Source organism: Variovorax sp. GW821-FHT09A10, assembly GCF_059418385.1.
The window spans coordinates 70994-82722 of the sequence record NZ_JBWKPT010000002.1 but is presented as its reverse complement, the minus strand read 5'-3'; the positions used below and the strand labels follow the sequence as shown (position 1 = coordinate 82722).

General features: G+C 65.7%; 13 protein-coding genes. 7 read left to right on the top strand and 6 right to left on the bottom strand.

Annotated elements, in window-relative coordinates; all coding sequences use genetic code 11:
• Positions 1–52 precede the first annotated feature (52 nt).
• From pssA to AC07Q9_RS07095, 4 genes are all read right to left on the bottom strand, one after another.
• Entirely contained in the window at positions 53–877 is an 825-nt protein-coding gene (gene pssA / locus AC07Q9_RS07110) for a CDP-diacylglycerol--serine O-phosphatidyltransferase (protein WP_056580207.1), read from the bottom strand.
• 193 nt (positions 878–1070) lie between these two features.
• On the bottom strand, positions 1071–2087 hold the full coding sequence (ilvC, locus tag AC07Q9_RS07105; RefSeq protein WP_062478069.1) for a ketol-acid reductoisomerase: 1017 nt from the start codon (positions 2085–2087) through the stop codon (positions 1071–1073).
• Positions 2088–2235: 148 nt separating this feature from the next.
• Positions 2236–2727, bottom strand: a complete 492-nt coding sequence (gene ilvN, locus AC07Q9_RS07100) for an acetolactate synthase small subunit (protein ID WP_013540983.1) — start codon at positions 2725–2727, stop codon at positions 2236–2238.
• Positions 2728–2857: 130 nt separating this feature from the next.
• The gene (locus tag AC07Q9_RS07095) at positions 2858–4642 is read right to left on the bottom strand and encodes an acetolactate synthase 3 catalytic subunit (protein ID WP_492676831.1); all 1785 of its coding nucleotides are present in this window, start codon (positions 4640–4642) and stop codon (positions 2858–2860) included.
• A 283-nt stretch (positions 4643–4925) separates the two neighbouring features.
• On the opposite strand from AC07Q9_RS07095, the gene AC07Q9_RS07090 reads away from it, so the two are divergent.
• The 6 genes from AC07Q9_RS07090 to AC07Q9_RS07065 are packed head-to-tail and all read left to right on the top strand — an operon-like array spanning position 4926 to position 8368.
• Positions 4926–5492 (top strand): RNA polymerase sigma factor, encoded by a 567-nt coding sequence (locus tag AC07Q9_RS07090; protein ID WP_489061480.1) that lies wholly within the window; start codon positions 4926–4928, stop codon positions 5490–5492.
• On the top strand, positions 5489–5914 hold the full coding sequence (locus tag AC07Q9_RS07085; RefSeq protein ID WP_489061481.1) for a DUF3619 family protein: 426 nt from the start codon (positions 5489–5491) through the stop codon (positions 5912–5914). Before AC07Q9_RS07090 ends, AC07Q9_RS07085 begins: the two co-directional genes overlap by 4 nt.
• A gap of 59 nt (positions 5915–5973) precedes the next feature.
• Positions 5974–6771, top strand: coding sequence for a DUF3106 domain-containing protein (locus AC07Q9_RS07080; RefSeq protein WP_495308356.1), 798 nt, complete (start codon positions 5974–5976; stop codon positions 6769–6771).
• Positions 6772–6781: 10 nt separating this feature from the next.
• Entirely contained in the window at positions 6782–7351 is a 570-nt protein-coding gene (locus AC07Q9_RS07075) for an RDD family protein (RefSeq protein WP_495308352.1), read from the top strand.
• A complete protein-coding gene (locus tag AC07Q9_RS07070; RefSeq protein ID WP_495308350.1) occupies positions 7348–7746 on the top strand; it encodes a diacylglycerol kinase in 399 nt (132 codons plus the stop codon). Before AC07Q9_RS07075 ends, AC07Q9_RS07070 begins: the two co-directional genes overlap by 4 nt.
• A gap of 31 nt (positions 7747–7777) precedes the next feature.
• Positions 7778–8368 carry an LOG family protein gene (locus AC07Q9_RS07065; protein WP_495308348.1) on the top strand — a complete coding sequence of 197 codons (591 nt, stop codon included), beginning with the start codon at positions 7778–7780 and terminating at the stop codon, positions 8366–8368.
• A 115-nt stretch (positions 8369–8483) separates the two neighbouring features.
• Here the strand turns inward: AC07Q9_RS07065 and AC07Q9_RS07060 are convergent, their stop codons facing one another.
• Together AC07Q9_RS07060 and AC07Q9_RS07055 are read right to left on the bottom strand one after the other, a co-directional pair.
• Entirely contained in the window at positions 8484–8822 is a 339-nt protein-coding gene (locus AC07Q9_RS07060; RefSeq protein ID WP_056580191.1) for a P-II family nitrogen regulator, read from the bottom strand.
• Positions 8819–10516 carry an NAD+ synthase gene (locus AC07Q9_RS07055; RefSeq protein WP_495308344.1) on the bottom strand — a complete coding sequence of 566 codons (1698 nt, stop codon included), beginning with the start codon at positions 10514–10516 and terminating at the stop codon, positions 8819–8821. Before AC07Q9_RS07055 ends, AC07Q9_RS07060 begins: the two co-directional genes overlap by 4 nt.
• 19 nt (positions 10517–10535) lie before the next feature.
• Between AC07Q9_RS07055 and AC07Q9_RS07050 the strand changes: the two genes are divergently transcribed.
• Positions 10536–11696 carry a GNAT family N-acetyltransferase gene (locus AC07Q9_RS07050; RefSeq protein ID WP_495308342.1) on the top strand — a complete coding sequence of 387 codons (1161 nt, stop codon included), beginning with the start codon at positions 10536–10538 and terminating at the stop codon, positions 11694–11696.
• Positions 11697–11729 lie beyond the last annotated feature (33 nt).

Below are 11729 nucleotides of genomic sequence, written 5' to 3'. Positions count from 1 at the left end.
TGAGGGTTGCGAATGTAGCACAGCCTTCGCGGACCTGTGAAGGCCCGGGACTTCAGTTGTGCAGCCCCCGCTCGTCGGGCTCTTCGGTCGAGGTGCTGATCACGCTCACCGGCTGGCCCTTGGCTTTGCGCCATGCGTACACCACGTAGCCGCTCAGGCCATAGGCCACGAAGAGGCTGAACAACACCGTCGGCGGATGGATGTTGATGACCGCAATGCCCAGCGCGATCAGCACGATCACGACGAAGGGCACGCTCTTCTTCATCTGGACGTCCTTGAAGCTGTAGAACGGCGCATTGGTGACCATCGAGAGTCCGGCATAGAGCGTGAACGCGAAAGTGATCCACGTGATCTGCGTCCACGAGAGATACAGCACTTCGCCGCCGCGCTTGCCCCACTCGGTCATGAGCCAGATGAAGCCGGCCACGAGCGCCGCCGCCGCCGGCGACGGCAGGCCCTGGAACCAGCGCTTGTCGACCACGCCGGTGTTGACGTTGAAGCGCGCAAGCCGCAGTGCTGCGCAGGCGCAGTACACGAAGGCGGCAATCCAGCCCCAACGTCCCAGCCCCTTGAGCGACCACTCGTACGCGATGAGCGCGGGCGCGGCGCCGAACGACACCATGTCGGACAGCGAGTCCATCTGCTCGCCGAACGCGCTTTGCGTGTTGGTCATGCGCGCGACGCGGCCATCGAGGCTGTCGAGGATCATCGCGGCGAACACGCCGAGCGCCGCGAGGTCGAAGCGCGCGTTCATGGCCATCACGACCGAGTAGAAGCCGCCGAACAACGCCGCCAGCGTGAACAGGTTCGGCAGGATGTAGATGCCCTTGCGACGCTTGCGCGGCTGCACATCGTCGGGGAGCGTGTCGTCATGCATTGAAATGGCCTCCGTCCCTCGTGGGAACTGCCCGATCAGCTATCCATTCGATAGCGTCTTGGTCTGTGAATCGCATGCTTCGCAGTGTAGTTCAGGGGACCTGTGCGCACCCCTTCAAACAAAAGGGCCACCGCGACGGGTGGCCCTCCGAAACAGGGTGCCGAAGCACCCTGTTGGCTCTTGCCTCTGAAGATCAGTTCCGGGTCTGGTCGACCAGCTTGTTCTTCTTGATCCAGGGCATCATCGCGCGCAGCTTTTCGCCGACGACTTCGATCTGATGCTCGGCGTTCAGGCGACGGCGGCTGATCAGCACCGGCTGGCCGGCAGCAGCTTCGAGCACGAAGCTCTTGGCGTATTCGCCGGTCTGGATGTCCTGCAGGACCTTCTTCATGGCCTTCTTGGTCTCGTCGGTCACGATGCGCGGGCCCGTGACGTACTCGCCGTATTCGGCGTTGTTCGAGATCGAGTAGTTCATGTTGGCGATGCCGCCTTCATAGATCAGGTCGACGATCAGCTTCAGCTCGTGCAGGCATTCGAAGTACGCCATTTCAGGCGCGTAGCCGGCTTCCACCAGCGTTTCGAAACCAGCCTTGATCAGCTCGACCGTGCCGCCGCACAGAACCGCTTGTTCGCCGAACAGGTCGGTCTCGGTTTCTTCGCGGAAGTTGGTCTCGATGATGCCGGCCTTGCCGCCGCCATTGGCGGTGGCGTAGCTCAGCGCGAGGTCACGCGCCTTGCCGCTCTTGTCCTGGTGCACCGCGATCAGGTGCGGCACGCCGCCACCTTGCGTGTACGTGCCGCGCACGGTGTGGCCCGGGGCCTTGGGAGCCACCATCCACACGTCGAGGTCGGCGCGCGGCTGCACGAAGCCGTAGTGCACGTTGAAGCCGTGCGCGAAGACGAGCGAAGCGCCTTCCTTGATGTTCGGGGCCACGTCGTTCTTGTAGACGGCGGCGATCTGCTCGTCGGGCAGCAGGATCATGACGACGTCGGCCGACTTCACGGCGTCAGCGACTTCAGCGACCTGCAGGCCGGCCTTGCCGACCTTGTCCCACGAAGCGCCGCCCTTGCGCAGGCCGACCACGACCTTGACGCCGCTGTCGTTCAGGTTCTGCGCGTGTGCGTGACCTTGCGAGCCGTAACCGATGATGGCAACCGTCTTGCCCTTGATGAGGCTCAGGTCCGCGTCCTTGTCGTAATAAACCTTCATGATGTTCTCCAGATAGATATGCGAGTTGCAGTGTGTTGTTGTGCCGTTCGTCCTGAGCCTGTCGAAGGGCTCAATGCAGTCCCCGCTTGCGCGGAGGCTTCGACAAGCTCAGCCCGAACGGGCAACGACTGAGCTCCGAATCATGGTGTCAGACCCGCAGGATGCGTTCGCCGCGTCCGATGCCGCTGGCGCCGGTGCGAACCGTCTCCAGAATGGCACTGCGGTCGATCGCTTCGAGAAAAGCGTCGTTCTTGCCGTGATCGCCGGTGAGCTCGATGGTGTAGCTCTTGTCGGTCACGTCGATGATGCGACCGCGGAAGATTTCCGCCATGCGCATCATTTCCTCGCGTTCCTTGCCCACCGCACGCACCTTCACCATCATGAGCTCGCGCTCGGTGTAGGCGCCTTCGGTCAGGTCGACCACCTTCACGACCTCGATGAGGCGATTCAGGTGCTTGGTGATCTGCTCGATCACGTCGTCCGAGCCGGTGGTGACGATGGTCATGCGCGAGAGGCTTGCGTCCTCGGTCGGAGCCACGGTCAGCGATTCGATGTTGTAGCCACGGGCCGAAAAGAGGCCCACCACGCGGGAAAGAGCACCCGGCTCGTTTTCCAGCAGCACTGCAATGATGTGTTTCATGTTGGCGTGACTCCTCTTTTCGCCTACGCGGAAGCTTTCGCTTTCGCCGCCCTCCCCCGTGCACGGTAATGCGCGGGCTCGGCGGGCAATAGATTCGTCAGTAAAAAGTTGAACGAACGAACGTTCCGGATCAGAGATCTTCGGAACCCAGCAGCATCTCGGTGATGCCCATGCCGGCCTTGACCATCGGGAACACGTTCTCGGTGGGGTCGGTACGGAAATCCATGAACACCGTGCGGTCCTTGAGCTTGCGCGCTTCGCGCAGCGCCGGCTCCACGTCTTGTGGACGCTCGATCAGCATGCCGACGTGGCCATAGGCCTCGGCGAGCTTCACGAAGTTGGGCAGCGCGTCCATGTAACTGTGGCTGTAGCGGCCCGAGTATTCGATCTCCTGCCACTGGCGCACCATGCCCAGGTAGCGGTTGTTGAGCGAGCAGATCTTGATCGGCGTGTTGTACTGCAGGCAGGTCGACAGTTCCTGGATGCACATCTGCACCGAGCCTTCGCCGGTGATGGTGAACACTTCCGAGTCGGGCTTGGCGAGCTTGATGCCCATGGCGTAGGGAATGCCCACGCCCATGGTGCCCAGACCACCCGAATTGATCCAGCGGCGCGGCTCGTCGAAGCGGTAGTACTGGGCAGCCCACATCTGGTGCTGGCCGACGTCCGACGTGATGTACGTGTCGGCGTCCTTGGTCATGTTCCAGAGCGTTTCGACCACGAACTGCGGCTTGATCACGTCCTTGTTGTCGCGGTCGTACTTGAGGCAGTCGCGCGAGCGCCAGCTTTCGATGGTCTTCCACCAGTCGGCCAGCGCGCCAGCGTCGGGCTTGGCGGTGCTCTCGCGGATCATCGAGATCAGCTCGGTGAGCACGTCCTTCACGTCGCCGACGATCGGGATGTCGACCTTCACGCGCTTGGAGATGCTCGACGGGTCGATGTCGACGTGAATGATCTTGCGTTCGTTCTGCGCGAAGTGCTTCGGGTTGCCGATCACGCGGTCGTCGAAGCGCGCGCCCACGGCCAGCAGCACGTCGCAGTTCTGCATCGCGTTGTTGGCTTCGATGGTGCCGTGCATGCCCAGCATGCCCAGGAACTTGCGGTCGCTCGCCGGATAGGCGCCCAGGCCCATCAGCGTGTTCGTGACGGGGTACCCCAGCATGTCGACCAGCGTGCGCAGCTCGTTCGTGGCATTGCCCAGGAGCACGCCGCCGCCGGTATAGATGTAGGGGCGCTTGGCTGCCAGCAGCAGTTGCAATGCCTTGCGGATCTGTCCGCCGTGGCCCTTGCGCACCGGGTTGTACGAGCGCATCTCGACCTTGTCGGGATAGCCGCTGTACGGAACCTTCTTGAAGGACACGTCCTTCGGCACGTCCACCACCACGGGGCCAGGACGGCCGCTGCGTGCGATGTGGAAGGCCTTCTTCATCGTCATGGCCAGATCCTTCGGATCCTTGACGAGGAAGTTGTGCTTGACGATGGGGCGCGTGATGCCGACCGTGTCGCATTCCTGGAAGGCGTCGAGGCCGATGGCGGCCGTCGGCACCTGGCCGGAAATGATCACCATCGGGATCGAGTCCATGTACGCCGTCGCGATGCCGGTGACCGCATTGGTCAGGCCGGGACCGGAAGTGACCAGGGCCACGCCGACTTCGCCGGTGGCGCGCGCATAGCCGTCGGCTGCGTGCACGGCGGCCTGTTCGTGGCGCACCAGCACGTGCTGGATGGTGTCCTGCTTGTAGAACGCGTCGTAGATGTAGAGAACCGCGCCGCCGGGATAGCCCCAGACGTACTGAACGCCTTCGGCCTGCAGTGCCTTGATCAGCACTTCAGCGCCCATGAGTTCTTGCGTGGTGTTGCCGGCGCCAGAGGACGCGGCTGCTGCGGAAGCGAGTTCCGCCTTCGAGATTTCCATGATCAACCTTTGTGTTTTTTCGGGAACGAAAAACCTTGGGTGCCCCTTGCCAGCCCTTGTGGGGCCGCGCCAGGACTTGAGGCCAAAGCCATGAGCGGACTGATGTTCCGCCGGACCGTGACCCGTTTGCCTTTTGACTTGCAAGGCGGATTATGACACTACCGGCGCGTTCAGACTCGCTTCAGGTGCCCTGTCTTGGCACAAAGGCATAATCCGCGGCATAAAAACATGAGCGTTCGCCAAACATCCTCCCCACGCGGCGCGTCCCGCCGCCCCCTCTCATTTGGCTACTGAACACGAACTCTCCGACTTCCTGAAAAGCGTCGAACGACGGGCCTTCAAGCGCTCGGTCTATCACGTGCGGGACGAAGAAGCGGCCCTGGACATCGTGCAGGACAGCATGATGAAGCTGGCGCAGCACTACGGCGACAAGCCTGTCGAGGAACTGCCGATGCTGTTCCAGCGCATCCTGTCGAACTGCACGCTCGACTGGTTCCGCCGCCAGAAAACCCGCCGGGCCCTTTTCTCCAACCTCAGCGACTTCGAACCGGCCGATAACGGCGAGGATTTCGACCTGCTGGAGAACTTTGTCTCGCCCACCGACTCCAGAGAATCGGAGAGCGCCGAAGACACCACCCGCCGCAGCCAGGTCTTTCACGAAATCGAAGAACAGATCGCGGCTTTGCCCGGCCGTCAACGCGAGGCTTTCCTGATGCGTTACTGGGAGGAAATGGACGTCGCAGAGACGGCCGCCGCGATGGGCTGCTCCGAGGGCAGCGTCAAAACCCATTGTTCGCGAGCCGTCCACGCTCTGAGCAAGGCGCTCAAAGCCAAGGGAATATCGCTATGAATACCAAGGTTCCAACCTCTCAATCCAACGCTGCAGAAGACCGCTTCGGCCAACGGCTGGCGGCCCGGCTGTCGGACGGCAATCAAGCGTTGCCGCACGACATCAGCGAGCGCCTGCGCGTGGCTCGCTCGCAGGCCGTGGCTGCGCGCAAGCTGGCCCCGCAGCTGCGCACGGCACCTGTCGCGGTCCAGTCGGGCCACACGGTCACGCTGGGTGGCAGTTGGTGGACCCGCATCGGCTCCGTGGTGCCACTCATCGCCCTGGTGGCCGGCCTGATCACCATCAGCGTGATGCAGGACGACGACCGCGCCAGCGAACTCGCCGAGGTCGACTCGGCCCTGCTGACGGGCGACCTGCCGCCCGCCGCCTACACCGATCCCGGCTTCGCCCAATTCCTGAAGTCCGACAGCGCCTCCGACTGAACACCTTGCCCGACCGAATGCGACGCCGCTCCGTTTCCCGTGCGAAAGCCCTGCTTCCGTTGCGCCCGCTCCCGGCGGGCGCCGTCGTTTGGGCGGGTGCGCTGGCAGCCGCCGTCTTCGGCCTGACACTGGCCGATGCGCAGACGCTGCCCGAAGCCACCAAGCCCGCCACGCACGCCGCAGGCACCAATGGCGCAGCAAGCCCCAAGGGCGTCGCCACCACGACCAGGCCCCTCTGGAGCGACCTGAGCACCGAGCAGCAATACGCCCTGAAGCCGCTGGCCTTGCACTGGAACACGCTGAACGTCGGCCAAAAGCGCAAATGGCTGGCCCTGTCGCGCAACTACGCGAACATGCCCGCCGACGATCAGGTCACGCTGCACAGCCGCATGATCGAGTGGGCGGCACTGAGCAACCAGCAGCGCACCCAGGCCCGCCTGAACTTCGCCGAGGTCAAGCGGGTTCCCGCCGACGAGCGCAGGCTCAAGTGGGAGCAGTACCAGGCGCTGAGCGAAGAAGAAAAGCGCAAGCTCGCCGAGCGCGCACCGCCCAAGCCGCGCGGCGCCGCCGTGCCGGTGCGCCCGGTTTCATCGCAAAAACTCGTGCCCGTGCCGGCCGTCACGCCGCCCGGACAGCACACGCCCCGCATCGTGCCGGCCACGCTCCCCACGCCCGTGCCGCCGCCGGCGGCCGTCGTGGTGAGTTCGCCGGCAACGTCGCCCGCAGCAACGGAACGCGCGCCCGCACCGACCAGCACCGTCGCCGTCCCGGCGGCCTCGACCTCCACGCCGAACGGCGTCACGCCGCCCCCGGTGCCCGCCGAAGCGCAGGTGCCGGCGCCGTCCTCCGCTCCCTGACAAGACGTCGATGGTTTCCAGTTCTCCCGAGACCTCGGGTCCCGGCCAGTCGGCCTCGCCCCTTCCCGCCACAACCGGCCACGGCGTCTCGCCGGCCGTGCCTGGCCTCTGGCGTCGCATGGCCTGCTGGCTTTATGAAGGCATGCTGCTGTTCGCGGTCGTGTTCGTGTCCGGCTGGCTGTTCAGCACGCTGGGCCAGATGCGCGACGCCATGGACGAGCGGCGGCACCTGCTCCAGGCCTTCCTGTTCGTGGTGTTCGGTGTCTACTTCGTGTGGTTCTGGGCCAAGGGCCAGACGCTGGCCATGAAGACATGGAACATCCGCATCGTCGACCGCCAGGGCCAGCCCGTCAGCCAGGGCCGTGCGCTGGCGCGCTACCTGCTGAGCTGGGTGTGGTTCCTGCCGCCGCTGGCCGCCATCGCCCCGTTCAAGCTGTCCGGCGGCGAATCGACCGTCCTGATCTTCGGCTGGGTTGCCGTCTGGGCGCTGCTGGCCCGTTTTCACCCCGAGCGCCAGTTCTGGCACGACGCCTGGGCCGGTACGCGGCTCATCACCTCCAAACCGATGAGCCGCCAATGAGTGCCTTGCCCGACCCCGCCGTGAACCCGCAAAAGGCCCGCAAGGGCCTCGAGCGCGTCTGGCATGCCACGCTGATCTCGCTGCACGGCCTGCGTGCCGGCTGGACCGAGCCGGCGTTCCGCCAGGAGGCCATCCTGTCGATGATCATGATCCCGGCCGCCTTCTGGCTGGGGCGTAGCTGGGTCGAGGTGGCGCTGCTCGCCGGCAGCGCCGTCCTCGTGATGATCGTCGAGCTGCTCAACACGGCTGTGGAAGCCGCCATCGACCGCATCGGCCCCGAATGGCACGACCTCTCCAAGCGCGCGAAGGACATGGGCAGTGCCGCCGTCCTGCTGTCGCTCACACTGTGCGGCGGCATCTGGGCCGCAGCCCTGTGGCAACGCTTCATGTCATGAGCGGGTCTGCCGCCTGCGGCATGATCGCAGGATGACTCCTGAATTTTCGATTTGCGTGTATTGCGGCTCGCGCCCCGGCGAGCGCCCCGAGTTTTCCCAGGCCGCCCAGGCCGTGGGCCAATGGATCGGCCAGAACGGCGGCCAGCTGGTCTACGGCGGTGGGCGCACCGGCCTGATGGGCACCGTGGCCGAGGCCACCCGCATGGCGGGCGGCCGCGTCGTCGGCATCATTCCCAAGGCCCTGGTCGACAAGGAACTGGCCAACCCCCTGTGCGACGAGCTGCACGTGGTCGACACCATGCACGAGCGCAAGGCCATGATGGGCGAGCGCGCCGACGCCTTCCTCGCGATGGCGGGCGGCATCGGCACCTTCGAAGAACTGTTCGAGATCTGGACCTGGCGCCAGCTCGGCTACCACGACAAGCCGACCGGCATCCTCAACACCGCCGGCTACTACGACGGCCTGCTGAGCTTCCTGGCGCACAGCGTGCGCGAGGGTTTCATGGGCGAATGGCAGATGGACCTGGTGCGCACCGGCACCGACGTGCCCGAACTGCTGACCGCGCTGCGCACCGAAGTCCCCCTGCACCCCCGCGACGACCGCCTGTCAGAGAACCTCTGACCGGGCCCGTCCCATTCCAGCGAACACCGCGGAACCGGCTTTGCCGGGCCTCTGGTGTTGCCCCCGGTAGGGGGTTGGCGTAGCGACACGAAGTGCGCGTAGCCTGGGGGCGAGCCTAAACTGCGTTTTCGTTTTCTTCGCCGGTGCGGATGCGCACGATGCGCTCCACCTCGGTCACGAAGATCTTGCCGTCGCCGATCTTGCCGGTGCGCGCCGAGCTCACGATGGCCTCGATGCAGCGCTCCACGTCGCTCTCGTTGACGACCACTTCGACCTTCATCTTGGGCAGGAAGTCGACCACGTACTCGGCGCCGCGGTACAGCTCGGTGTGGCCCTTCTGGCGGCCGAAACCCTTGACCTCGGTCACCGTGAGGCCGGTGACACCCACCTCGGCGAGGGCTTCGCGCACGTCCTCGAGCTTGAAGGGTTTGACGATGGCGGTGATCTGCTTCATGGTTTTTGTGCTCCGGCGGTTTCGTTGAACTTGCTGGTGATAGGGTAACGCCAATCCTTGCCGAAGCTTCGGTGGGTGACCCGGATGCCTACGGGCGCCTGGCGCCGCTTGTATTCGTTGATCCTGATGAGCCGTGCAACCCGCTCGACCACCGCGCGGTCGTAGCCCGCGGCAATGATCTCGTCGATGCCTTCATCGTCCTGCATGTAGCGTGCCAGGATGCCGTCCAGCACGTCGTAGGGCGGCAGGCTGTCCTGGTCGGTCTGGTCGGGGCGCAGCTCGGCGCTCGGGGGCCGCGTGATGATGCGCTCGGGAATCGGCACCGCCCCGGTGCCGTACGGGTCGTGGGCGTTGCGCCAGCGCGCCAGCGCGAACACCGTGGTCTTGAGCAGGTCCTTGATGACCGCGAAGCCGCCCGCCATGTCGCCGTAGAGCGTGCAGTAGCCGGTGGCCATCTCGCTCTTGTTGCCGGTGGTCAGCACGATGGCGCCGAACTTGTTCGACAGCCCCATGAGCAGCGTGCCGCGGATGCGGGCCTGGAGGTTCTCCTCGGCCGTGTCTTCCGGCCGGCCCGCGAACTCCCCGGCCAGTGCGGCCTTGAAGGATTCGAAGGTGTGCCGGATCGAAATCTCGTCGTAGCGCACGCCCAGCCGGCCGGCCATGTCGCGCGCATCGATCCAGCTGATGTCGGCCGTGTAGGGCGACGGCATCATCACCGCACGGACCTTGTCCTTGCCCAGCGCGTCCACCGCGATCGCGAGCACCAGCGCCGAATCGATGCCGCCCGACAGCCCCAGGATCGCACCCGGGAAACCGTTCTTGCCGATGTAGTCGCGCACGCCGAGCACCAGGGCATCCCACAGCTGCGCTTCGGCGTCGCGCGGCGCGGCGATGGCCGACGGGTCGGCCACGACGGCAATGCCGCCCTGCGCCTCGCGCGCGAGCTCCATGAAGACCAGCCGCTCGCGAAAGCTCTCGGCCTGCGCGGCCAGCGCGCCGTCGGCCTGCAGCGCGAACGAGGCGCCGTCGAACACCACCTCGTCCTGCCCGCCCACCAGGTGCGCGTAGACCAGCGGCAGGCCCACGGCGCGTGCGCGGTCGGCCATGCGCGCCACGCGTTCGCCTTCCTTGCCCACGTGGTACGGCGAGGCATTGATCACCGCCAGCACCTCGGCACCGCCGGCGCGCGCCAGCTCGGCCGGCGCGTCGAACCAGGCGTCCTCGCAGATCAGCAGGCCGACCGACACGCCCCCCGCCTCGAACACGCAGGTGCCCTGCCCCGGCGTGAAGTAGCGGCGCTCGTCGAACACCTGGTAGTTCGGCAGCTCGCGCTTGGCGTAGGTCTCGAGGATGCGGCCTTCCTTGAGGACGCTGGCCGCGTTGTGGCGCAGCTGCACGGCCACGGATCGGCTGCGCAGGCTGCCGCCGCTGGGATGCCCCACCACCACGACCATGTCTTTGAGGTCGGCCAGCGCGGCGGCGATGCCTTTCACGGCATCATCACAGGCTTCGGTGAAGGCGGGACGGAGGAACAGGTCTTCCGCTGCATAGCCGGCAATCGAGAGTTCGGGTGTCAGCAGAAGGCGCGCGCCTTGCGCGTAGGCCTCGCGTGCGGCGCCGACGATCTTCTGCGCATTGTCGACGAGGTCGCCCACCACAAAATTGAGTTGCGCGATGGCGAGCTTGAGCGTCATACAGAAGGAAGAAAAAGGCTTGAACGATTATGTCATTCGGGTTCTGGCGTCGCCGTCGGACATCGACCCGCAAGCCTGGAACGCCCTGCTCGCCGCGCAGCCCGAGCCCTCGCCCTTCATGCGCCACGAATACCTCGCGGCGATGCACGACAGCGGCAGCGCCTCGCCCGAGCGCGGATGGACGCCGCAGTTCGTCACGCTCTGGCGCGGCGATGTGCTCGAAGCCGCCTGCGCGCTCTACCTCAAGGACCATTCCTACGGCGAGTACGTGTTCGACTGGGCCTGGGCCAACGCCTACGAGCAGCACGGGCTCGCCTACTACCCGAAGGCGGTGGTGGCGGCGCCCTTCACGCCCGTGCCCGGCGCCCGGCTGCTGGCACGCGACGCGCCAAGCCGCACGCTGCTGGTGCAGGCGCTGGTGGCGGTCTGCAAGGAACAGGAACTTTCGTCTTTGCATCTGCTGTTCGGCGCCGACGCCGACATCGCCGCGTGCACCGAAGCCGGGCTGATGCGACGCCACACGGTGCAGTTTCATTGGACGAACACGCAGCCCAGCTACGCAGACTTCGACGCCTTCCTCGCCAGCCTCTCGCACGACAAGCGCAAGAAGATCCGCCAGGAGCGCCGCAAGGTCGCCGAGGCCGGCGTCAGCTTCCGCTGGTCGCGCGGCACCGACATCGCCGCCGCCGACTGGGATTTCTTCTATCGCTGCTACGAGCGCACCTACCGCGAGCACGGCAACCCGCCCTACCTCACGCGCGATTTCTTCCAGCGCATGGCCGACACGCTGCCCGAGGCCTGGCTGCTGTTCGTCGCAGAGCGCGACGGGCGCCCCATCGCCACCAGCCTGATCGCGCTCTCCACCGACGAGGCGCAACCGCTGGTGGCCTACGGCCGCTACTGGGGCGCACTGGAGCGCGTCGATTGCCTGCATTTCGAGGCCTGCTACTACCAGCCGATCGCCTGGTGCATCGCGCACGGCGCGGCACGCTTCGAAGGCGGCGCGCAAGGCGAGCACAAGATGGCCCGCGCGCTGATGCCGGTGCGCACCACCAGCGCCCACTGGCTCGCGCACCCGTCGTTCGCGGATGCGGTCGAGCGCTTCCTCGAGCGCGAAGGCGCCGGCATCGAGAACTACCTGGACCACCTCGGCGAACGCAGCCCATTCAAGGCGACCTGAGCGGCGTGGGAGCGCCGGGGGCTGCTATAAAGC

Coding starts and splice junctions, on each gene's coding strand:
- AC07Q9_RS07075 (WP_495308352.1), top strand. CDS start 6,782: ATGGTTTCCAGTTCTCCCGAGACCTCGGGTCCCGGCCAGTCGGCCTCG.
- pssA (WP_056580207.1), bottom strand. CDS start 877: ATGCATGACGACACGCTCCCCGACGATGTGCAGCCGCGCAAGCGTCGC.
- AC07Q9_RS07055 (WP_495308344.1), bottom strand. CDS start 10,516: ATGACGCTCAAGCTCGCCATCGCGCAACTCAATTTTGTGGTGGGCGAC.
- AC07Q9_RS07085 (WP_489061481.1), top strand. CDS start 5,489: ATGAATACCAAGGTTCCAACCTCTCAATCCAACGCTGCAGAAGACCGC.
- ilvN (WP_013540983.1), bottom strand. CDS start 2,727: ATGAAACACATCATTGCAGTGCTGCTGGAAAACGAGCCGGGTGCTCTT.
- AC07Q9_RS07060 (WP_056580191.1), bottom strand. CDS start 8,822: ATGAAGCAGATCACCGCCATCGTCAAACCCTTCAAGCTCGAGGACGTG.
- AC07Q9_RS07095 (WP_492676831.1), bottom strand. CDS start 4,642: ATGGAAATCTCGAAGGCGGAACTCGCTTCCGCAGCAGCCGCGTCCTCT.
- AC07Q9_RS07070 (WP_495308350.1), top strand. CDS start 7,348: ATGAGTGCCTTGCCCGACCCCGCCGTGAACCCGCAAAAGGCCCGCAAG.
- ilvC (WP_062478069.1), bottom strand. CDS start 2,087: ATGAAGGTTTATTACGACAAGGACGCGGACCTGAGCCTCATCAAGGGC.
- AC07Q9_RS07065 (WP_495308348.1), top strand. CDS start 7,778: ATGACTCCTGAATTTTCGATTTGCGTGTATTGCGGCTCGCGCCCCGGC.